This window comes from Mammaliicoccus fleurettii, from assembly GCF_003970575.1.
Taxonomy (GTDB): Bacteria; Bacillota; Bacilli; order Staphylococcales; family Staphylococcaceae; genus Mammaliicoccus; species Mammaliicoccus fleurettii.
Window position 1 is genome coordinate 28052 of sequence record NZ_RXWZ01000230.1, and the last position, 21701, is coordinate 49752.

The following is a 21701-nucleotide window of genomic DNA, read 5'->3' on the forward strand; positions in this document are numbered from 1 at the left end:
TAATCTTCTAACTGTTCTCCTATAATTCTTACTTCTCTTTTTAATTCTATGTCGAATTTTTCTTTTACTACATTTTGTACATGTTTTATTATATTTTCATAGTCTGTAGCAGTACCGTTATCTACATTCACTATAAATCCGGCATGTTTTGTAGAAACTTCTACTCCGCCGATTCTATGACCTTGTAAATCTGCATCTTGAATAAGTTTGCCTGCAAAATGATTAGGAGGTCTTTGGAATACACTTCCACATGAAGGATATTCTAATGGTTGTTTATCTTCACGACGTTGTGTTAAGTCATCCATCGTAGCTTGGATTGAATTAATGTCACCGTCTTTTAATATAAATGTTGCTTCTAATACAACTAAATGTTTACGTTGAACGATACTTGTACGGTAGTCTAATTCTAAGTCTTCACCTTTAATTACATGTAATCGGCCTGTGTCATCAACAGCTTTAATGTGATCTATACAATCTTTCACTTCGCCACCATATGCACCAGCATTCATATAAACTGCACCACCAACAGAACCTGGTATACCACAAGCAAATTCTAGTCCTGTTAAATGATGATCTCTAGCACGTCTTGATACATCTATTATAGCTGCGCCACTTCCACAAGTAATTGTTTGATTAATAACGGTTATTTCGTTGAATTGTAATAAGCTTATTACGATACCTCTTATACCACCATCTCGAATGATGATGTTAGATCCATTTCCTAAAAATGTGAGAGGGATTTGATTGTTATATGCAAACTCTATAATTTTTTGAACTTCAATATGTGAAGTTGGTGATAAATAAAAGTCAGCTTTACCGCCTGTTTTAGTGAATGTATATTTTTTTAGTGGCTCGTTCACTTTTATAAGTGATTTAGGGAGGAAAGTAGATAACGCCTCCAAAATTGTATGATTGTCCAACGTACGACGTCCTTTCTATATTGTGCTCATATTACTATTATATCAAGATTTATAATCTTAAGCGAATAGGTTAATTTTTATGCTCATTTAATAATTGTTGAAACCATTTTTGTTTTTGATTTTCATAGTCTTTAATGCTAAATGAGCTATGTAGTGCTGCTAATTTAAATGAGTCATAAGTTTGTATAATATTTTTATCATTTGTTAAAAGTGACTCTACAGTTAAATAATCATAAAGCATTTGGTTGTTTTGTTCAAGAATATGTAAACGCGTAATTTGTTTTAAGCTGATCAAATCTTCAAATTGAGCCATCATAACTTTTTTGTTATAGCCATTATGTAATCGATATATACGGTGATAGTTCAGTCTTTTTTCATCTAAGCTAGTAATATCATGTAAAGATTTTACAGTTACAAGGACATCAACTATTGGCTCAGTAGAATAATTCGTTTGCTTTGTCCCACCTATATGGTAAACATCTAAAACAGGTGTATCTAATAAATGAATTAATAAATGTTGAATTCTTTCGAAATTTAGTTTAAAATCATCAGTTGACTTTAGTTGAATAAAAGGTTGAGGAAGTTTTAACATAAAGACTCCTTTCTTTAATCATAATTGAATATACAATATAACATTTTAATTATCCATGAAATTAGGTATAATACAAGTGAAACAGAGGTGCAATGATGAAAATTAAATTACTTTATTTAATGATGTTTGTTCTTGTCTTTATTATTGCAGCTTGTGGTAATGAATTACATTCAGATCTTCAAAATTATAAAAAGGATATGAAACCTATTTATAAAAAAGAAAATTCAATTCTTAATGATATAGATAAATTAAACTTAAACCGGTTAGATCAACTTATTGGCACGGAAGTAACAGTTGAGAAGCGTAAAGAGTTGGATGAACTTCAAAATAAGCTTGAAAAGCAGATAATACCTGAAGTCAAAGATCTAAAAAAACAAGCTGAAAATATAGATGCAAAGACAAATGATGTTAAAGATGCTCATAATATATATGAGAGTAACGTAGCAAAGAAAGAAAAAACAATAACAGAATTAAATGAATATATTTCATTGTTCAAAAAATCTATTGAGTCTAATGAAAAAATATTAGAATATACAAGTGTTTTTGAACAAAATAAATCTGATGCAGAGAAAAATGCAAAGCTAGCCAAAAATAATGCAGAAGAAAAAGAAGATTATGAAGCACTCGTTTCAGTTATTGATAAAAACAGTGAAGAGTTAAGTAGTAAAGCAAAATATTTAAATGAAACTCAGAATGTTCAAGATAGAGCAGATTATATTGAGAGTGAAATTATTCCATTGTTTTCTAAAAATGTTAAATCATTAAATCAAACGAATATCTCATCTAAAAGAGTTAATCAAATGAGACAAGCTCAAATAGAGGTATATTATACGCTCATTAATTATTATAAAGAACGTAAAAAAGGGATTGTAATTGAAGATAAACTTCAAAAAATACAAGTATCAAACGGTATGAATGCTCAATTTACTTATCTAGGTAAAGATGAAAAGTATGACAAAGCAATCGAAAGGTTAGATAAATAAAACACACCAAATACATTAATTTTGGTGTGTTTTCTTCATTTTTTATTTATGGTATCTTCATTTTTACGATTCTTTGATAAATATATGTTTTTGCCTACTAATGATACGAACCAAATAGAAAATGCGATTATAAGAATAAACGATAATGCAGGTTGATTTGTAAAATCAAATAAAAACAGTATAGAAATAATAAGTAAACATGCATTAATCGTATCAATCATGCCCCATCTTTTAATAAGTGTGGGTTTAGCATCTTTGGACAAAACTGGCACCTCCTTAATATATAACTAGTATACCAAAATTGTCTTGTGGTTAATATTATAGTTTAAGGGTAAAGATAATAAAGCCAATTATTAAAAATAGAATTTGCCATATAAATGGATAGATGATATAGTGTTCAATTGTATTGGTTAAATTATGATAGAGGTGAATTAAAATGGTCGTGAAATTAACTTCCATCGATCAATTTGAAAAAGTACTCAATGATAATCCAAACGTATTTGTTATGAAACATAGCGGTACTTGTCCTATTTCAGCAAGTGCATATGATCAATTTAACAAATTCTTATATGAAAGAGACATGGATGGTTATTATTTAATTGTTCAAGAAGAAAGAGAATTGTCTGATTATATAGCTGACAAAACTGGAGTCAAACATGAATCGCCACAAGCATTTTACTTTGTAAATGGGAATGCTGAATGGGATGCGAGTCATGAAAATATCACAGTAGCAAGTTTATCGAAAGCAGAAGAGTAATATTGATAATAAGCAAACAGTCAAAAAAGACTGTTTGTTTTTTTGTTAAATGTGTAAAAAAACAGTATAATGAATTATGATAAAAAGCATGAGGTGAAAATTATGAGAGTATTAGTTGCGATGGATGAGTTTGATAGTATTTTATCTAGTTACCATGCAAATCGATTTGTCGAAGAAGCAATAAAGTCTCAATTTAATGAAGCGGATATTGTACAAGTTCCATTATTTAATGGGCAAAGAGAAGTTATAGATTCAGTATTATTATGGCAATCCGGAACAAAATATTCAGTAGATCATCATGATGCATATATGAGACCGAAATCATCTGTATATGTAGTGACTGAACAGAATATAACAGTTATAGAAGCAGGGGATATACTATCTTCAAGTGAAGAAATCATTAGTCCACTTAATACAAGTTCGTATGGATTAGGTGAAGTCATTTTAGAAGCACTGAATGAAGAAAGCAAAGAAATGTTGATATCAGTAGGGAATGTAGCAAGTTATGATGGTGGGCTTGGTATGTTACAAGCGTTAGGTGCTAAATTCTATGACGCAGAAGGCGCTTTAGTAGATGTTAGTAAAGGCGCTAAATGGATGAAATATATTAGAACAATTGATTTATATGATTTAGATAAAAGATTAAAAGATAAAAATATTAAAGTCATTACAGACTTTGAATCTAAATACTATGGTAAAGACAGCCGAATTATGAAAGAGCAAGAATTAAATCAAATTGCTAAAGACGATGCTGTTTCAATCGATAATGCATTGTGGTATATCAGCGAATTATTTAAAAGTCAGCATAAAATATTATTAGGTAAAGAAGAAAGAGGCGGATCAGGAAGCGGATTAGCTGCTTTATTTAATAGTTTATGGGATGCCCAACTTGTTACTGGTGGGGATGTAGTCAATGAGCTTACGTATTTAGATCAATTAATAGAGCAAGCAGATTTAATTGTATTTGGTGAAGGTTTACAACCTAATCAACAATTGTTGGAGACAACTTCAGTGAGAATAGCAGAATTATGTAAAAAACATCAAAAAATAAATATTGCGATATGTGCAACAGATGAAAAATTCGATCAATATTTAGAACAAGATGTTACTGCAATGTTTAAAGTATTTAATAAAGACCAATATACGATGAGTGATTTAGAAATGGGCATTGCCTTGAGACATTTAACAACGCAGTCACTTAGATTACTAAAATCATCGTTATAATTAAAAGATTAAAAAAACCATACATAGCCGTTAAGTAAGTCTTAACAGGTATGCATGGTTTTTTGATTTATTATGATTGCTTTTCAAATTCAGAAACGATACCGATAATTGTGTGGACTGCTTTTTTCATGACATCTATTGAAGCATATTCAAATGGTCCATGGAAGTTTGCTCCGCCTGTAAATAAGTTTGGCGTTGGTAAGCCCATATACGATAATTGTGAGCCGTCAGTTCCGCCTCTTATTGGTTCAATGATAGGCGTTATACCTAATGACTTGATAACTTTCTCTGGTATGTCAACAAGCTCAGGATGTGGCTTGATTTTTTCACCCATATTGAAATATTGATCACGAATCGTTACATTAATCAGTTCACTATCATATTTATGATTTAAAATTTTGGCTATATCTAATAAATGATTTTTTCTTCGTTCGAATTGTGCTTTATCATGATCACGAATAATATATTGAAGTGTTGCTTTTTCAACTGTGCCAGACATATCTGTTAGATGGTAAAAACCTTCGTATCCATCCGTTTGTTCTGGTACTTCATGATTAGGAAGTTGATCATTAAAAGCCATGGCTAAAGTATTAGCATTAACCATAACATCTTTAGCTGAGCCTGGATGGACGTTGACGCCATTCACTTCTACTATTGCAGCTGCAGCATTAAAACTTTCAAATTGTAATTCACCTTCAAGACTGCCGTCTAATGTATAAGCAAAATCTGCATTAAATCGTTCAACATCAAAGTTATGTGGGCCTTTGCCTATTTCTTCATCTGGTGTAAAACTAAATCTAATGTCACCATGTTTAATTTCAGGATGTTCATTCAAATAAATAATGGCTTCCATAATTTCAACGACACCTGCTTTATCATCTGCACCAAGTAAAGAAGTACCATCTGTCGTCATCAAAGTATGTCCAATTACTTTGTTTAATTGTGGAAATGTTTTTGGACTAAGTATTTTATCTGAATTTCCTAATTGTATATCTTGACCGTCGTATTTTTCGACTATTAAAGGTTTAACATTTGATGCGTTATAGTCTGGAGAAGTATCGATATGAGCTAATAAACCTATAGTTGGAACCTTTTTATCGGTATTTGATGGAAGTGTTGCCATTAAATAACCTTTATCATCTACATCTACTTCAAGGTTTAATGCCTTTATTTCTTCTTGAAGCAGATTAATTAAGTCCCATTGCTTCTCAGTAGATGGTGTAGTTTGGCTAGATGGATCAGCTTGTGTATCTATTCTTACATATCTTTCTAATCGATCAATTAGACGTTGTTTCAAATTGCTCGCTCCTTTTTACTTCTATTTACGTATTTATTATACGCTCTTTTGTTTCCTAGAAGCAAAAGAATGCTTTGAACGAACATAGATTTGGAAGATGATTTCTGAACATAAAATACCAAATGCGATAGCACCAGAAATCAATGTAGCTTGTAACGTTGTATTGATTGCAACGTCATAATTATTAATAACTAAATTTTTAGTAGCGTCATATGCTAGACCACCTGGTACAAGAGGAATAATACCGGCTACTATAAATATGATCATTGGTCGTTTGTAATAACGGCTCATAATATGACTCATTAAAGCTAATGCAAAGCTACCATAAAATGAAGCTTGTACTTTATCAATACCAAAATCTAACGAAATTGTGTAAATCATCCAACCCATTGCGCCAACGATACCGCAAGCTATTAAAAGTCTCTTAGGTGCATTGAAAATGACAGAGAAAAATAACGTTGCTGTAAAACTTAATAAAATTTGATATATGTAATCTAACATTTAAAGCACCTCCTTAACTTAGTAATAACACGATTGCAACACCAGCACCGATAGCAAAAGCCGTTAGTGCCGCTTCAACGCCTTTTGAAATACCTGCAAGTAGTTGACCAGCCATTAAATCTCGAATTGCATTTGTAATAAGTACACCAGGTACTAGAGGCATTACTGAAGCAATAGTTATTAAGCTTAAATTTACGCCTATAAAGAAATTAACACTTATGGTTGCAATTGTAGCGATAATCAATGAACTTATGAACTCAGTAAAGAATTTAATTCTAATTGTGTTATGAACAATAGACATAGTTAAATATCCTGTACCACCAGCTATAAATGATGGAATCACTTCAGCTTGTTTACCACCAAACATAGGTAAGAAACAAGCTGAAGCAATCGCTGCAGCTAATACTTTTAACCAAAAAGGAAACTGCAATGCAGCATGATGCAAATGTATGAGTTCCGATTTAGCTTCGTCTATCGATAATTCATTATTCGCGATTTTTCGTGAGATTTGATTCGTTAATGAAATTTTTTCTAAATCTGTTGTACGTTCATCTATTCTTATTAGACGAGTGTTTGTTCTGTCGTTAAGAGAAAAGATAATAGCAGTAGAAGTTACGAAGCTATGTGTGTTTTCTAAGCCATAGCTTGTCGCAATTCTTGCCATTGTATCTTCAACTCTATACGTTTCAGCGCCACTCTCTAAAAGTATTCGACCAGCTGTCATGACAACATCAATTATTTTATTTTCATCTATAATAGTGAAGTCTTGTATCTCTTCCATATTAACCTCCAGTTTCACATTGAATTAATGTTAATACATATAATAAAAACTTTCCAACAAAAAACATAGAATTGCTATAGGCAATTCTATGTTCATTTTATAATTTAATAATTGGATTGAACATTACTTTGTTTTGACCTTGTAATTTTGCTTCATGTAACATATCATCGGCATCTTTAAAGACACGACGTTTAGATTTGTTGTCTTGTTCACTTAAGTAACCTACGCCAATAGAAACAGATAACTTTATCGTTTCTTTATTTGGTAAATGGAATGTAGACTGTTGAACACTATCGCGAATGCTTTCAGCTAATTTAATCGCACTGTCTAACGTCTCACCAACAATTATAATCGAAAATTCTTCTCCACCGTTACGAAAAGCCTTAACATCTTTTGGTAAATAATTTATCAATAACTGTGACATTTGTTTAAGAACAGCGTCTCCAGCTTTATGACTATATGCATCATTTACATTTTTAAAGCCATCTATATCAATTAATAATAAAGCCATAGATTGATCATTTTCAGTAATTTGTTCTGTAGTCTTGTTTAAATAACGATCAAATTCTTTAACATTTCCTAATCCTGTTAAATAATCTACTGATTCTTCATTTTCATATCTTGAAATTAAATTTTTCAATATCCAAATGTCTCGATAAACACTTGCACTTATAATACTAAGAATAAAGGAAACGGGTACAAGAAACAACCACTCATTTAGCCATGAGTCTGGATTTAAAAAGATAAGCGTTATAGCTATAATAATGATGCTTATCAAATATAATAATTGAATACTAACAAAATCACTTTGTTTAAGAAATGGACCAATCACACCAACTACAACTGCTATAATAAGCAAATGCAGATTATCTAAAAATGGTGTTCCAAATGCGAACATGTCAACAAGTAATACAACACCTGCACTTAAAACAGAATAAAATAAATTAGTAAACCTTCCTAAGAAGAGAATTGGAATAAAACTTAAAGTAATAACATATTCATGATATTGTATAGGATTTGATACTAATAATATGGAAACACCTGTCATTAAAAGGGTGATATAATTTTGAGAAAAAGTCACTGTTCTTGTTTCGTTATATTGCATTCGATGGTATAGATAAAATGCTGCAATAGTCACTGATATATTAAATATAATTGCTTGTATCATTTAACACCATCCTTCTTTTAGTAAGCCATATGATATTGTAATCTATTAGGTGGCTTTTGTCACGATATAATAGGATATTTTGTTAAAAAAGTTTCTTTTTTCACATGAACGATATAATGTTCTGTTATGCTTTAAAATTCTTCCTACTAAAAAATGTGGTATACTATTGTTTTTATAGCATGTAGAATAAAACTTTGATATTCTAAAAGTAATATATAAATTAAAATAATGCTTCAATTTAAAAATGAAGGTGAATCCATGTTTACTTTGCAACTAATATTACTAACCATGATTGTAAGTTTAATACTAACACCTTTAGTCATTGTTCTTTCAAAAAAAATTGGTGCAGTTGATATGCCAAATGTTAGAAAAGTTCATACTAAACCAGTATCTGTATTAGGCGGATCAGTCATTTTATTATCTTTTCTTATCGGATTATGGTGGGGAAAACCTGTTGAACATGAAACAATTCCTATTATATTAGGTGCAATTGTTATATATTTAATTGGTTTAGTTGATGATCTTTATGATATGAAACCACTTGTTAAACTTGCTGGACAGATTGCAGTTTCTTTAATTGTAGTCTTAAACCATGTAACGCTTGATTTTATTACGCTACCTTTTGGTATAGTAATAGAATTTGGTATATTCAGTATTCCAATGACAATATTTTGGGTAGTTGCAGTTATGAATGCAATTAACTTAATTGATGGGTTAGACGGATTAGCGTCAGGAATATCTTGTATAGCTTTAATAACGATAGGATTTATCGCAATACTACAACAAAATATATTTATAATGATGATATGTGGTGTATTAATAGGTTCTTTATTAGGATTCCTAGTATTTAATTCACACCCTGCAAAAATATTCTTAGGAGATAGTGGGGCATTACTTCTAGGGTATATCATTGGTGTCTTATCGTTATTAGGTTTTAAAAATATTACATTAATATCGTTATTCTTCCCAATGGTTATTCTTGCAGTTCCATTTATTGATATGTTATTCGCTGTTATTCGTAGATTACATAATCGACAATCCATCGTACAAGCAGATAAATCACATTTACATCATAAGTTATTAGATTTAGGTTATACACATAGACAAACTGTCGTCTTAATATATATGATAGCTATTCTATTTAGTATATCGAGTGTGATACTTTATTTATCACCACCATATGGCGTCTTAATGATGTTTATTATGATTTTAATTACAATAGAGTTAATCGTAGAATTCACAGGTCTCATAAATGCAAATTACAGACCAATTCTTAACTTTTTAACAAGAACAAAATATAAAAAAGAACGCTAATAGAAATTAGCGTTCTTTTTTATGCGCATACTTTCCGCGGGAAAAATAAGTATATAGGTTTTTAACGGCAAGTTTTGTGAGTATTGCTTGTTAGACTATATAAACAACCTTGATTAGCGTTCTTCTTCTTTATTATATGGAAATGGTAAGGCAATCATATCTTGTTTCGTTAAGTCATATTTTCCTTGATTAACTTCATTTAAGAAAGAGATGAAGTTGTCTTCTTCTGATGCGATGACGTTAATTGTATATGTTACTTTGTCTGTATATGATGTGTCGACTAATTGATAATCTGTTTGTTGTAATTCGTGTTCGAAGCGTCCTGTTTGATCGTAATCGAGTGTGATTTCAAATGGAATAGCGTCTAATAATATGATGCGTCCTATTTCTTTAATGACTTGGCTAACTGCGCTACCATATGCTCTAATAAGTCCGCCGGCACCTAATTTAATGCCACCAAAATATCTTGTAACGACGACTACGACATTGTGGAGTTGCTGCTTTTTTAATACTTCTAACATTGGTACACCAGCAGTTCCTGATGGTTCTCCGTCATCATTGGCTTTTTGTATAAGCATGGTTGGACCTATAATATAACTTGAACAATTGTGAGTGGCATCATGATGTTCTTTTTTCTTGCTTTGTATAAACGCTTTAGCTTCTTCTTCTGTTTCTGCAGGATATATACTTGCAATAAACCTTGATTTATTGATAACAATCTCAGTTTCATGTGCTGATTTAATTGTAATTAGTCCTTCTGCCATGTTTATACTTCTCCCTTTACATCTTAATCTGTTACGATATATTATATACTATTAAAAATGGACGGGAAAGGATTGTATGAATTGAAGAATAAATTATTACTTTTATGTATAGTGTTATCGTTAGTGTTAGTGGCTTGTGGTTCAAAAGAAGAGGAGAAACCAACGACTGATGAAGCAGGAGATAAACATGGTATAAAAATAGATGAAAAAGGAAATCCTAAAGAAACAATTCAAGTGAATGATAAGACTGAAAAGGCAGTAAAAGAAGTGATAGAACAAAATAGAAAGTCTTTAAATGAAGGGAATGTCGATGAATATATAAAAACAATAGATTCAAATTCTAAACAACTTGATGTTAAAGAAGAAGAAAAAGTATTAAAAGATACACTTAAAAATTATAAGTTTGATAAAAAGATATCCAATATTAAATTCTTAGAGGATAAAAAAGACCAAGTTGTTGTATTTTATAGTACAGAAACAACAGCACATCCAAAAGATGGTAGTAAAGAAGAGAAGAAATCCTTTAAAGAAGCTGTAACACTAATTAAAAAGGGCGATACTTACAAAATTAGTCATGTAGAACCGTATGCAATTTAGTCAATAAACTCCTTTTCAAATAAGTGAGAATTAGATATGATTGATATGGAAGAGAATCAAGGAGGATAACTTTATGAAAATTGCTGTTCTAACAGATTCAACAGCATATTTAGATCAAGCTTATTTAGATAAATATCAAATTAAAACAGTCGCGCTAAACGTTATTTTTAATGATGAAACATATAAAGAATTATCGGAACTGAAGACAGATGATTTTTATAAAAGAATGAGAAATGAAACGCAATTGCCGACAACTTCTCAACCTGCTATGGGTGAATATGTCGAGTTGCTCGAAAGCTTAAAAGAAGATGGCTATACAGATGTAATAGCCGTTCACTTATCAAGTGGTATAAGTGGTACTTTCCAAAGTGCAGTAACAGCAAATGCTATGGTTGATGGAATTCAAGTTCATCCATTCGATTCTGAAATTTCTTGTGCTGTTCAAGGGTTCTATGCTTTAAAAGCTGCTCAGCTTGTAGAACAAGGCATGACAGTTGTAGATAATATACTTGAACAATTAGAAAGCATGAAAGAAACGACAAACGCTTATTTCATAGTTGATGATTTAAACAACTTGAAAAAAGGCGGACGTTTAAACAGTGCACAGGCTTTAGTAGGTACAATGTTACAAGTTAAGCCTTTGTTACACTTTGAGGACACTAAAATTGTTCCATATGACAAAGTGAGAACTAAGAAAAGAGCTATAAAACGTATCGAAGAACAAATTGCTACAGAAGTGGAAGGTTACAAAAACTTATCTATTGTTATTATTCATGCTAATGACAAAGAAAGTGCAGTTTCTTGGAAAGCACAAATAGAAGAGAAGTTTCCTGAAGCGAATGTTATATTGAGTTATTTCGGACCAGTAATTGGCACACACTTAGGTGAAGGTGCATTAGGATTAGGATTTACAACGACAGAATTAGATTTATCTATATAAAATAACTACAGCACAAAAAGCTTAAGCTTTTTGTGCTTTTTTATTGGAGGTTACGATGAAATTATATGGACGAATATGTCATGATTTAAACAATTTAACAACGGAAACAGTAAAAGTCAGTAAACCTGGTGTTTCAAAGGTACATGAAAAATATATTTGTAACCAATGTGGTAACACTGATCAAACGTTATTCTTTAATTATTATTGTCATCATTGTAATGCAACAACAACTTATTGCAGATACTGTATAAACCTAGGCAAAGTTCAAAGTTGCAAAGCTATTTATATCATTGAAAGTGAGAGACAGAAATCATTATGTAAATATCGATTGAATTTTGAGCTTAGTGAACAGCAAAGACATGCATCAGACAAAATTAAACAAGCGGTATTAAACAGTGAACATTTATTACTTCATGCGGTGACTGGTGCAGGCAAAACAGAAATGATATTTGAAGGTATTTCAGTAGCTAGACAAAATGGAGATAACGTTGCTGTAGTTTCTCCAAGAGTCGATGTTGTTAAAGAAGTATATTTAAGATTAGCAGAGGCTTTTAAAGATGAGCAAATCGATTTAATGTATGAAGGCAATTTTGGTCAATATAATAGTACTTTTGTTGTAGCAACTGTACATCAATTAATGCGTTATGATAGTCATTTTGATGTTGTTATTGTCGATGAAGTTGATGCATTTCCTTTAGATATGGATAATCAACTTATGCATACGATTCATAAAGCATCTACACTTCACGCAAGTCACATTTATTTAACTGCAACTCCAAATCAACAACTCCAAGCGAAATTTACGGATTCTCAAATAATTAAACTTCCAGCAAGATATCACGGTCATTCTTTACCCCTTCCTGAATTTCAATTCAATGCGATAAAAGAAACAAAATTAAATCAAAAATTGCTAAAACTATTAAAGAAACAAATAGAAGATAAAAGGAAAACTTTTGTGTTTTTCCATGATATAAGTTACATGAAAAAAGTATTTAATATGTATGAACACTACTTTTCAAAAATTGAGTATGTTTCAAGTGTTGATTCAGAGCGACATGAAAAAGTTAGCCTATTAAGAAATGATGAGATCGACATCATGTCTACGACGACGATTTTAGAGAGAGGTGTCACGCTTGAATACTTAGACGTCGTTATCGTGCATACTGAAAAATTTACAAGCAGTGCAATTATTCAAATAGCTGGTCGGGTGGGGCGTAAATTATCATGTCCTACTGGAAAAGTTGTTTGCTACCACGAAGGTATTACGAAAAATATGTTACATGCAAAAAATGAAATCTCAAAAATGAATAGTCTTGCACGTAAGAAAGGATGGATAACATGAAGAAATGTGTTATATGTCAAAATTCAATAAATGAAGAGATAAATTTATTGAATCTTTTTTCGTCCACATCTACTATATGTAAAAATTGTGAGCCACAACTTACCTTTAATCTCAATGATAGACGTTGTAAACGTTGTTTAAAAGTGCTTTCTTCAGAGGAAAATGAATGTCTAGATTGTCTTTGGTTATCCAATAGGTATCAATTAATCAATCAACTTTATACGATATATGATTACCAAGGACTTATAAAAGAATTAATGCATCAATACAAATTTATGGGAGACGTTGCAATTGCTCAAATATTTCAGTTACCTAAAAATATTTTGAAACAGTATGACTACATAATTCCTGCACCAATTCATCCAAATAAACTCGCAACTAGAACATTTGATCATGTTACTTTCGTATTAGATATTCAAAATGTAAATTATATACAAATATTTGAGACTGAACTCAGACAAAAACAATCTGATTTAACAAAAAAACAAAGGTCTTTACAACTCAGCCCATTTAGAATAAATCAAGAAATAGAATTAGAAAATAAATGTATTTTACTCGTAGATGATATTTATACAACAGGGCTGGCAATTCACCAATTAGCTGAACTTTTATTTATTAGAAAAATCAGAAAAATAGATACCTTAACATTTGCAAGAGGGGGAAATAATGGTAAAATATAAGTAGGAAGAAACACAAGAGAAATAGAGCGTTAAAGGAGTCGGTGCTTTATGATCAGATTTGAAATTCATGGTGAAAACATCACAGTGACTGATCCGATAAGAAATTATATTGAGGACAAAGTAAGTAAACTTGAAAGATACTTTACTAATGTCCCAGAGGCAATAGCTCATGTTAAAATTAAAACTTATCAGGATTCTCGCAGTAAAGTTGAAGTAACTATTCCGTTGAAAGATGTTACTTTAAGAGCTGAGGAAAGACATGAAGATTTATATGCTGGAATCGACTTGATAACAAACAAACTTGAAAGACAAGTGCGTAAGTACAAAACAAAGGTCAACAGAAAGTATCGCGATAAAGGGCGAGATAAAGATGTATTTGCAACAAGTGTAGATGCATCATCACTAGAAGAAAGTGAAGATAACGATAGTGATAATGAAATTGAAATTATCCGTTCTAAACAATTTGCGTTAAAACCTATGGATTCTGAAGAAGCAGTATTACAAATGAATTTATTAGGACATGATTTTTACATTTTCACAGATGCAGAAACAGATGAAACAAGTATTGTTTATAAACGTAAAGATGGAAAATATGGATTAATTGAAACTTCTATACAATAAAGTAAGAACACAAGGACTGGTGCAGAATTTCTGCATCAGTTTCTTTGTCTATTAATAGCTTTTCATTTACAGAGGTGGTAATCTTAAATAGTATAAAAAGTGATATAAAAGTGTTATGATATATTGTTGTAAGATTACTAGTTTCCTAGTTGAAGGAGAGAACAAAATGGGTTTTTTATCAAAAATAGCTGATGGTAATAAACGAGTAGTAAAATCACTCGAGAAGTTAGCAAATCAAGTCATTAATTTTGAAGATGAAATTGCTAAGTTAACAGATGAGCAATTAAGAGAAAAGACAGAACAATTTAAAAAAGAATTAGCTGAAATAGAAGATTATAAAAAGCAAGAAAAGTATTTAGAAAAATTACTACCAGAAGCATATGCAATTGTTAGAGAAGCGTCTACAAGAGTATTCAAAATGACACCATTTAAAGTGCAAATTATGGGTGGTATTGCGATTCATCGTGGCGATATTTCTGAAATGAAAACTGGTGAAGGTAAGACATTAACAGCAACTATGCCTGTTTATTTAAATGCATTAACAGGTAGAGGTGTTCATGTTGTTACTGTCAATGAATATTTATCAAGTTCACAAAGTGAAGAAATGGCACAACTATACAATTTCTTAGGACTATCTGTAGGTCTGAATTTAAATTCAATGAATACAGATCAAAAGCGTGAAGCATACGCATCAGATATTACGTATAGTACAAATAATGAGCTTGGGTTCGATTATTTAAGAGACAACATGGTTACTTATAAAAAAGACCGCGTTATGAGACCATTAAACTTTGCAATCATTGATGAGGTCGATTCAATTTTAATCGATGAAGCGAGAACGCCACTTATCATTTCTGGTGAAGCTGAAAAATCAACAACTTTATATACTCAAACAAACGTGTTTGTAAAAATGCTTAAAGATGATGATGACTTTACTTATGATGAAAAGACTAAAGCAATCACATTAACTGAGCAAGGTATTGATAAAGCAGAACGCATGTTTAAAATAGATAATTTATTCGACGTTAAAAATGTGAACTTAATGCATCATATTAATATAGCTTTAAAAGCAAACAGAACGATGTTTAAAGATAAAGATTATGTTGTTGAAGATGGCGAAATTATGATTGTTGACCAATTTACTGGTCGTACAATGCCTGGACGTCGATTCTCAGACGGTTTACACCAAGCAATTGAAGCTAAAGAAGGTTTAGAAATTCAAAATGAATCTAAAACAATGGCTTCTATTACATTCCAAAACTTCTTTAGAATGTACAATAAGTTGTCTGGTATGACTGGTACAGCTAAGACGGAAGAAGAAGAATTTAGAAATATTTATAATATGACAGTTACACAAATACCTACAAATAGACCGATCCAACGTCTAGATGAAGCGGATTTAATTTTTTCATCTCAAAAAGGTAAATTCGATGCTGTTGTTAATGACGTTATTGAATTTTACAAAAAAGGACAGCCTGTATTATTAGGTACTGTGGCTGTAGAAACAAGTGAGTATATTTCACAACTATTGAAGAAAAAAGGCGTTAGGCATAATGTATTGAATGCTAAAAACCATGAACGTGAAGCAGACATCATTTTAAATGCTGGTCAAAAAGGTGCAGTTACAATCGCAACAAACATGGCTGGTCGTGGTACAGACATCAAACTTGGAGACGGTGTTGTTGAATTAGGTGGACTAGCAGTAATCGGTACAGAACGACATGAATCAAGACGTATCGATGATCAGCTAAGAGGTCGTTCTGGTCGTCAAGGTGACGTTGGGCGAAGTAGATTCTACCTATCACTACAAGATGAATTAATGGTCAGATTCGGTTCTGAACGTATGCAATCACTAATGGGTAAATTAGGAATGAATGATGATACACCTATCGAATCTAAAATGGTTTCTAGAGCAGTTGAATCAGCTCAAAAACGTGTTGAAGGTAATAACTTTGATGCTCGTAAACGACTATTAGAATATGATGATGTATTAAGAAAACAACGTGAAATCATTTATGGTGAACGTAACGATATAATTGAAAAAGAAGACGTACAAGATATTGTGAAAGATATGATTAAATCATCTCTAGAACGTGGCGTTAATTATCATTTATCAAATAATGAAGAAGAAATTGATTATGATGCACTCGTACAATTTATCGATGATTCTTATTTACAACAAGATTCAATTAAAGCAGATGATATTCGTGGTAGAGATTATGAAGATATCATTGAAATTGTTCTTGAAAAAATTAAGGCTCAATATGATGCACAACAAGAAGACTTTGGTGACCAAATGTCTGAATTTGAACGCATGATTGTTTTAAGAACAATTGACCGTAAATGGACAGACCATATCGATACGATGGACCAATTACGTACAGGTATTCATTTAAGATCTTATGGCCAAATCAATCCACTTCGTGAATATCAAAACGAAGGATTAGATTTATTTGAAACGATGTTGAACGAAATTGAAGATGAAGTAAGTAAATATATTCTTAAGTCAACAATTGATCGCGGAGAACAAGTTGAACGTGAACAAGTTGAAATAGGCGAAGCTAAACACGTAGGTGCCAATGATGGTAAAGAAAAAGTCAAACCTAAACCTATCGTTAAAGATGAACAAGTAGGTCGTAATGATCCGTGTCCATGTGGAAGCGGAAAAAAATATAAAAACTGTCACGGCCAAGCATAAAGGAGTAAACTTATGGAATTAACGGAAATTAGACAAACTTTAAATAAAAACAATGAAAAATTAATGAATATCAGGGGGTCTCTTTGACTTAGAAAATAAAGAGACGAACATTCAAGAATATGAAGAGATGATGGTTGATCCGAGCTTTTGGGACGATCAAAATAAGGCGCAAGATATTATTAATAAAAATAATGCTTTAAAATCAGTAGTAGGAGATTATCATAAATTAGAACAACAAACGGATGATTTATTAACTACTGTTGAACTTCTTCAAGAAGAATATGATGAAGATATGCATGAAATTTTAGAGCAAGATTTAAAAACATTAAAATCAGACATCGATCAATTTGAATTAAAATTATTGCTTAATGGAGAACATGATGAAAATAATGCGATTTTAGAGCTACATCCTGGAGCTGGTGGAACTGAATCACAAGATTGGGGATCCATGTTACTTCGGATGTATCAACGATTTGCTGAACAAAAAGGATTCAAAGTTGAAACATTAGACTACCAATCAGGCGATGAAGCTGGAATTAAGAGTGTTACAATTCTAATTAAAGGACATAACGCATATGGCTACTTAAAAGCTGAAAAAGGTGTTCATAGATTAGTGAGAATTTCTCCATTTGATTCATCTGGAAGAAGACATACATCTTTCGTTTCATGTGATGTTACGCCTGAATTTAATAATGAAAAAATTGAAATTGAAGTTAATTCTGAAGATATTACAGTTGATACGTATAGAGCATCAGGAGCAGGTGGACAGCACGTAAACACTACTGACTCTGCAGTACGTATCACACACCAACCAACAGGAATAGTCGTAACTTGTCAAAACGAAAGATCTCAAATTAAAAATAGAGAACAAGCGATGAAAATGTTGAAAGCTAAACTTTACCAAAAAGAACTTGAAGAACAAGCTGCAGCCCTTGATGAAATTAGAGGGGAGCAAAAAGAAATTGGATGGGGCAGTCAAATACGTTCATACGTATTCCACCCATACGCTATGGTTAAAGATCATAGAACTAATGAAGAAACTGGTAACACTAATGCAGTGATGGATGGAGATATAGAACCTTTCATTGATGCATATTTAAGAAGTCAAATTGATGAAAAGTAATATTGAGTTGAATGAGGCTGGGACAATTTAATTGTCTCAGCCTCTACTCATTGTATTGGCAGTAGCTGACTGGATTGAGCGGTGTGTCGTATATATGCATGATTTTGATTGTGAATTCTTGCACAAAAGGATACCTAATTACTAAATTTCATGATAAAATATATTTGATAATATATTGAATGGAGTGTTATACATGAAAATCAAAATGGGCATGATTTCTGTATTGGCATTATCATCGTTAATCTTTGCTGGTTGTGGTCAATCAAACGATGATAGTAAGACGGAGGAATATAGTTCAAAAGGGGAAAAGATTTTTAAAAATAATTCTTGTGTTGGATGTCATGGTAAAGATCTTGATGGTGCTTCTGGTCCTTCATTAAAAAAAGTTGGGGCTAAAATGTCAGAAGCAGATATCGAAAAGATAATTAATGAAGGTAAAGGTAGTATGCCGAGCAAAGTTGTAGATGAGAAAGAAGCTAAAGAAGTAGCAAAATGGTTGGCAGAACAAAAATAATACAACTCATTTAAACCTTATAAATAATATATTAGATGTGTTATTTATATGAAATGGAAAATTTTTAGATAAATATCATCACCTTTTCAAATGTATAAATAGAGTAAAAAAGCGCACCATCAATTGTAAAAATACAATTAATGGTGCGCTTTTAAATACTTTCATGACAGTCTTTAGTAACAATTTTTTCTGAAAAATTATCAGACAGTAACGTTTATATTACGAATTTGTAACAAAGAAAAATGAGGTTCGATTATATGATATATTATTTCCAGTATTAGTTGGGGGTAACCCTATAAAATAAAAATATAAATTAAATTATATAAAACTCGGGAGGATATGTCATCATGAAGAAGACATTCATTACTTTAGCGTCAGTCACAGCTTTAACTACATTATCAAATACTACTGCATTTGCATCGGATATTAAAGTTAAAGATGGAGAAACTTTAGAAACAATTGCACAGGAATACGGGACTTCAATTTCAGAACTTAAATCATTAAACAATATCACAGGCGATGTTACAGTCGGACAAAACTTAAAAGTGTTAGAAGATAATATATATACAATTCAAGAAGGCGATACACTTAATACAATAGCTGAGAAATTTGATGTATCTGTTACAGAATTAAAAGAATGGAACAATTTGACTTCTGATTTGATTATTGTTGGAGAGAAATTATCAGTAGCTCAAGAAGGTTCAGAAGCGACAGCTCAACCTACTAGTTTAACAATTCATGCACCAGAGGCATCATCACAAGAAGAAACTGTCTTGAGAAATGTATCTGAACAAACTTCAAATGAAAATGTATTTAATAGTGAAGATGCACATGCTTATGAAGTACCAACGTTTAATTCAAATAACTCAACTCAAACTGCACATCAAACACAACATGCTCAAGCAACACAAGATGCACAACCAGCACAACAAACACAACCAGTATCATACAGCAGACCATCTTCAGGTGGAGGTAATAACTTGTATACTTCAGGTCAATGTACTTATTATGCATTTAGTAAACGTCCTGATATTGGAAACACTTGGGGAAATGCAAATAACTGGGCGAATGCAGCAGCTCAATCAGGTTATACTGTAAATAATAACCCATCTGCAGGGGCTATATTACAGTCAACTGCTGGAGGATATGGTCACGTTGCATATGTTGACAAAGTGAATTCTGATGGATCTATCCAAGTTTCTGAAATGAATTATCAAGGTGTTGGTATTGTGTCTTCACGTACAATTTCAGCATCAGCAGCAGGAGCTTATAACTATATTCATTAGGTTTTAAAATTAGATCATATTTCAAGCAAGTAGTTAATTCTATGTAAGAATTTTAACTATTTGCTTTTTTTTATAACTATAGTTGATATAATAAACGTAAATAAGTGTATTGAGGTTTGAAAACATGAAAAAATGGTTAAAAATCATACTAGTATTATTTTTAATAAGCTTAATCGGTATTAGTGTATATAAAGTACTTGATATTAATAAGTTTCAAACTAAAGAACAGTTTAAAGAACAACAAGGGAAGAAGTCATTTCAAAACAGTCATCCTGCAACAGGTTTAAATGTAAATGATGAAACAGTTAAGAAATTTACAACGCAAAAGGCTACAAATTTAAAAGAAGTTACTTCTAAAAATGATATAACTATTATTAATTTGTTTGCTTCTTGGTGTGATCCTTGTAAAAGAGAAATGCCTGAACTTGTTAAATATGCAAAAAATAAAGAAAATGGTGTCGAGCTGATTGGTTTAAACGTAAAAGATAAACGTAAATCAGCTGAACAATTAATTAATGATGTAAATGTAAACTATAATGTTTATATTGCAGAAGATGATTTTCTTAAGAAATTTAAATCATATAATATCCCTACGACATTATTCGTAGATAAAAATGGCAAAATAAAAAAAGTGTATTTAGGTGAATTATCTGAGAAGACACTGAACAACTTAGTTACACAAGTTAAGGAGGAAAATTAATGGGGGTACATCAATATTTTAAAAGTTTATCTGACTTGGAAAAATTAGTGAGATGTCCAGGTAAATTTAAATATCAAGACCATAACGTTGCAGCTCACTCGTTTAAAGTAACAAAAATCGCCCAATATTTGGCGACAGTTGAAGAACAAAATGGTCAAGAAATAGACTGGAAGCTTGTATACGAAAAAGCATTGAACCATGACTATCCTGAAATATTTACTGGTGATATCAAAACGCCTGTTAAATATGCCTCTTATGAAATTAAAAAATTATTTTCTCAAGTTGAGGAAGAAATGATAGATAAATTTATAACTGAAGAATTTCCAGAGCAGTATCAAGATATATATAGACATAGATTGCAAGAAGGCAAGGATGATAGTATAGAAGGGCAAATACTTAGTGTTGCAGATAAAATCGACTTATTATATGAATCTTTCGGTGAGATACAAAAAAGAAACCCAGAACCATTATTCTTTGAAATATATGAAAGTTCATTAGAAACGATTATGCAATTTGATCATTTGTCATCTGTACAAGATTTTATACAGCATATTATACCTGATATGCTACAAGAAAAATTTATTCCACGTTCGGAATTAAGAGAAATAACAATGACAATTCTTGAAAAACGTGAAACAAAAAGGAGTTAGTGAGTTGAATGATTTGGCCGATTCTAGCTTTGTTTCTCCCTTGTTTAATGGTTATTATTTTTACACAAATTGCTCAAAATAAATGGATTGGATTACTCGTATCCAGTATAATAATTGGTGTTTCTGTTTATAAAGGCTTCTTTAATGATGAAGTGATTATCCTATTAGATGTTGTAAGTTTAGTAATAGGTTTTTATATAGTGGATTCACTCGAAATCGATAAAATTGAATCAAGATAGAAAAGAGGAT

24 protein-coding genes are annotated in these 21701 nt (G+C 31.3%); 16 read left to right on the forward strand and 8 right to left on the reverse strand.

What is annotated here, in order from left to right; translation table 11 throughout:
* On the reverse strand, window positions 1-920 hold a 920-nt coding region (murB, locus tag CD129_RS12920), incomplete at its 3' end, for a UDP-N-acetylmuramate dehydrogenase (protein WP_115337710.1).
* A gap of 70 nt (window positions 921-990) precedes the next feature.
* Window positions 991-1512: a GrpB family protein gene (locus CD129_RS12925; protein WP_078357375.1), complete on the reverse strand. Its 522-nt coding sequence runs from the start codon at window positions 1510-1512 to the stop codon at window positions 991-993.
* Window positions 1513-1607: 95 nt separating this feature from the next.
* Between CD129_RS12925 and CD129_RS12930 the strand changes: the two genes are divergently transcribed.
* On the forward strand, window positions 1608-2495 hold the full coding sequence (locus tag CD129_RS12930) for an EMYY motif lipoprotein (protein ID WP_115337709.1): 888 nt from the start codon (window positions 1608-1610) through the stop codon (window positions 2493-2495).
* A 35-nt stretch (window positions 2496-2530) separates the two neighbouring features.
* Here the strand turns inward: CD129_RS12930 and CD129_RS12935 are convergent, their stop codons facing one another.
* Window positions 2531-2758: a hypothetical protein gene (locus CD129_RS12935; RefSeq protein WP_078357377.1), complete on the reverse strand. Its 228-nt coding sequence runs from the start codon at window positions 2756-2758 to the stop codon at window positions 2531-2533.
* 173 nt (window positions 2759-2931) lie between these two features.
* On the opposite strand from CD129_RS12935, the gene ytxJ reads away from it, so the two are divergent.
* Entirely contained in the window at window positions 2932-3252 is a 321-nt protein-coding gene (ytxJ, locus tag CD129_RS12940) for a bacillithiol system redox-active protein YtxJ (protein WP_078357378.1), read from the forward strand.
* A gap of 102 nt (window positions 3253-3354) precedes the next feature.
* Window positions 3355-4476 carry a glycerate kinase gene (locus CD129_RS12945; protein WP_078357379.1) on the forward strand — a complete coding sequence of 374 codons (1122 nt, stop codon included), beginning with the start codon at window positions 3355-3357 and terminating at the stop codon, window positions 4474-4476.
* 70 nt (window positions 4477-4546) lie between these two features.
* Here the strand turns inward: CD129_RS12945 and pepT are convergent, their stop codons facing one another.
* From pepT to gdpS, 4 genes are all read right to left on the reverse strand, one after another.
* Complete coding sequence (gene pepT / locus CD129_RS12950) at window positions 4547-5773, reverse strand: peptidase T (protein WP_107508985.1); 1227 nt, start codon at window positions 5771-5773, stop codon at window positions 4547-4549.
* Window positions 5774-5809: 36 nt separating this feature from the next.
* Window positions 5810-6274, reverse strand: a complete 465-nt coding sequence (locus CD129_RS12955; RefSeq protein ID WP_078357381.1) for a threonine/serine exporter family protein — start codon at window positions 6272-6274, stop codon at window positions 5810-5812.
* Between the two features lie 13 nt (window positions 6275-6287).
* Complete coding sequence (locus CD129_RS12960; protein WP_016911793.1) at window positions 6288-7055, reverse strand: threonine/serine exporter family protein; 768 nt, start codon at window positions 7053-7055, stop codon at window positions 6288-6290.
* Between the two features lie 97 nt (window positions 7056-7152).
* Window positions 7153-8223: a GGDEF domain-containing protein GdpS gene (gene gdpS / locus CD129_RS12965; protein WP_078357383.1), complete on the reverse strand. Its 1071-nt coding sequence runs from the start codon at window positions 8221-8223 to the stop codon at window positions 7153-7155.
* A gap of 258 nt (window positions 8224-8481) precedes the next feature.
* Here gdpS and CD129_RS12970 point away from each other — a divergent pair, with 258 nt between their 5' ends.
* A complete protein-coding gene (locus tag CD129_RS12970) occupies window positions 8482-9537 on the forward strand; it encodes a glycosyltransferase family 4 protein (RefSeq protein WP_078357384.1) in 1056 nt (351 codons plus the stop codon).
* A 113-nt stretch (window positions 9538-9650) separates the two neighbouring features.
* Here CD129_RS12970 and CD129_RS12975 read toward each other — a convergent pair whose 3' ends face one another.
* Entirely contained in the window at window positions 9651-10301 is a 651-nt protein-coding gene (locus CD129_RS12975) for a YigZ family protein (RefSeq protein ID WP_078357385.1), read from the reverse strand.
* A gap of 81 nt (window positions 10302-10382) precedes the next feature.
* Between CD129_RS12975 and CD129_RS12980 the strand changes: the two genes are divergently transcribed.
* The 12 genes from CD129_RS12980 to CD129_RS13035 all read left to right on the forward strand — a co-directional run bounded on the left by CD129_RS12980 (window position 10383) and on the right by CD129_RS13035 (window position 21691).
* A complete protein-coding gene (locus CD129_RS12980) occupies window positions 10383-10898 on the forward strand; it encodes a hypothetical protein (RefSeq protein WP_078357386.1) in 516 nt (171 codons plus the stop codon).
* A gap of 73 nt (window positions 10899-10971) precedes the next feature.
* A complete protein-coding gene (fakB1, locus tag CD129_RS12985) occupies window positions 10972-11838 on the forward strand; it encodes a fatty acid kinase binding subunit FakB1 (RefSeq protein WP_078357387.1) in 867 nt (288 codons plus the stop codon).
* Window positions 11839-11893: 55 nt separating this feature from the next.
* Complete coding sequence (locus tag CD129_RS12990; RefSeq protein ID WP_115337708.1) at window positions 11894-13180, forward strand: DEAD/DEAH box helicase family protein; 1287 nt, start codon at window positions 11894-11896, stop codon at window positions 13178-13180.
* Window positions 13177-13860, forward strand: coding sequence for a ComF family protein (locus CD129_RS12995; RefSeq protein ID WP_115337707.1), 684 nt, complete (start codon window positions 13177-13179; stop codon window positions 13858-13860). The genes CD129_RS12990 and CD129_RS12995 overlap by 4 nt, the downstream gene beginning before the upstream one ends.
* A gap of 48 nt (window positions 13861-13908) precedes the next feature.
* On the forward strand, window positions 13909-14481 hold the full coding sequence (hpf, locus tag CD129_RS13000) for a ribosome hibernation-promoting factor, HPF/YfiA family (protein WP_115337706.1): 573 nt from the start codon (window positions 13909-13911) through the stop codon (window positions 14479-14481).
* A gap of 166 nt (window positions 14482-14647) precedes the next feature.
* Complete coding sequence (gene secA, locus CD129_RS13005; RefSeq protein ID WP_078357390.1) at window positions 14648-17179, forward strand: preprotein translocase subunit SecA; 2532 nt, start codon at window positions 14648-14650, stop codon at window positions 17177-17179.
* 12 nt (window positions 17180-17191) lie between these two features.
* Window positions 17192-18302, forward strand: a protein-coding gene (prfB, locus tag CD129_RS13010) for a peptide chain release factor 2 (RefSeq protein WP_107508982.1) whose coding sequence is annotated in 2 segments (ribosomal slippage) — window positions 17192-17263 and window positions 17265-18302 — 1110 coding nt in all. Because the reading frame shifts where the segments join, the coding sequence is not laid out codon by codon here.
* Window positions 18303-18495: 193 nt separating this feature from the next.
* Entirely contained in the window at window positions 18496-18816 is a 321-nt protein-coding gene (gene cccB / locus CD129_RS13015) for a cytochrome c551 (RefSeq protein ID WP_078357392.1), read from the forward strand.
* A gap of 347 nt (window positions 18817-19163) precedes the next feature.
* Window positions 19164-20102: a LysM peptidoglycan-binding domain-containing protein gene (locus CD129_RS13020; RefSeq protein ID WP_115337705.1), complete on the forward strand. Its 939-nt coding sequence runs from the start codon at window positions 19164-19166 to the stop codon at window positions 20100-20102.
* Window positions 20103-20226: 124 nt separating this feature from the next.
* Complete coding sequence (locus CD129_RS13025) at window positions 20227-20802, forward strand: TlpA family protein disulfide reductase (protein WP_078357394.1); 576 nt, start codon at window positions 20227-20229, stop codon at window positions 20800-20802.
* The gene (locus CD129_RS13030) at window positions 20802-21452 is read left to right on the forward strand and encodes an HD domain-containing protein (RefSeq protein WP_016912676.1); all 651 of its coding nucleotides are present in this window, start codon (window positions 20802-20804) and stop codon (window positions 21450-21452) included. Before CD129_RS13025 ends, CD129_RS13030 begins: the two co-directional genes overlap by 1 nt.
* 8 nt (window positions 21453-21460) lie before the next feature.
* The gene (locus tag CD129_RS13035) at window positions 21461-21691 is read left to right on the forward strand and encodes a DUF2198 family protein (RefSeq protein WP_078357395.1); all 231 of its coding nucleotides are present in this window, start codon (window positions 21461-21463) and stop codon (window positions 21689-21691) included.
* The last annotated feature ends 10 nt before the right edge of the window (window positions 21692-21701 follow it).

What these genes read in the sequence shown, in the direction of transcription:
- CD129_RS12925 (WP_078357375.1), bottom strand. Translation starts at nt 1,512, where the DNA reads ATGTTAAAACTTCCTCAACCTTTTATTCAACTAAAGTCAACTGATGAT.
- CD129_RS12930 (WP_115337709.1), top strand. Translation starts at nt 1,608, where the DNA reads ATGAAAATTAAATTACTTTATTTAATGATGTTTGTTCTTGTCTTTATT.
- ytxJ (WP_078357378.1), top strand. Translation starts at nt 2,932, where the DNA reads ATGGTCGTGAAATTAACTTCCATCGATCAATTTGAAAAAGTACTCAAT.
- CD129_RS12945 (WP_078357379.1), top strand. Translation starts at nt 3,355, where the DNA reads ATGAGAGTATTAGTTGCGATGGATGAGTTTGATAGTATTTTATCTAGT.
- CD129_RS12955 (WP_078357381.1), bottom strand. Translation starts at nt 6,274, where the DNA reads ATGTTAGATTACATATATCAAATTTTATTAAGTTTTACAGCAACGTTA.
- CD129_RS12960 (WP_016911793.1), bottom strand. Translation starts at nt 7,055, where the DNA reads ATGGAAGAGATACAAGACTTCACTATTATAGATGAAAATAAAATAATT.
- gdpS (WP_078357383.1), bottom strand. Translation starts at nt 8,223, where the DNA reads ATGATACAAGCAATTATATTTAATATATCAGTGACTATTGCAGCATTT.
- CD129_RS12970 (WP_078357384.1), top strand. Translation starts at nt 8,482, where the DNA reads ATGTTTACTTTGCAACTAATATTACTAACCATGATTGTAAGTTTAATA.
- CD129_RS12975 (WP_078357385.1), bottom strand. Translation starts at nt 10,301, where the DNA reads ATGGCAGAAGGACTAATTACAATTAAATCAGCACATGAAACTGAGATT.
- fakB1 (WP_078357387.1), top strand. Translation starts at nt 10,972, where the DNA reads ATGAAAATTGCTGTTCTAACAGATTCAACAGCATATTTAGATCAAGCT.
- CD129_RS12990 (WP_115337708.1), top strand. Translation starts at nt 11,894, where the DNA reads ATGAAATTATATGGACGAATATGTCATGATTTAAACAATTTAACAACG.
- CD129_RS12995 (WP_115337707.1), top strand. Translation starts at nt 13,177, where the DNA reads ATGAAGAAATGTGTTATATGTCAAAATTCAATAAATGAAGAGATAAAT.
- hpf (WP_115337706.1), top strand. Translation starts at nt 13,909, where the DNA reads ATGATCAGATTTGAAATTCATGGTGAAAACATCACAGTGACTGATCCG.
- secA (WP_078357390.1), top strand. Translation starts at nt 14,648, where the DNA reads ATGGGTTTTTTATCAAAAATAGCTGATGGTAATAAACGAGTAGTAAAA.
- cccB (WP_078357392.1), top strand. Translation starts at nt 18,496, where the DNA reads ATGAAAATCAAAATGGGCATGATTTCTGTATTGGCATTATCATCGTTA.
- CD129_RS13020 (WP_115337705.1), top strand. Translation starts at nt 19,164, where the DNA reads ATGAAGAAGACATTCATTACTTTAGCGTCAGTCACAGCTTTAACTACA.
- CD129_RS13025 (WP_078357394.1), top strand. Translation starts at nt 20,227, where the DNA reads ATGAAAAAATGGTTAAAAATCATACTAGTATTATTTTTAATAAGCTTA.
- CD129_RS13030 (WP_016912676.1), top strand. Translation starts at nt 20,802, where the DNA reads ATGGGGGTACATCAATATTTTAAAAGTTTATCTGACTTGGAAAAATTA.
- CD129_RS13035 (WP_078357395.1), top strand. Translation starts at nt 21,461, where the DNA reads ATGATTTGGCCGATTCTAGCTTTGTTTCTCCCTTGTTTAATGGTTATT.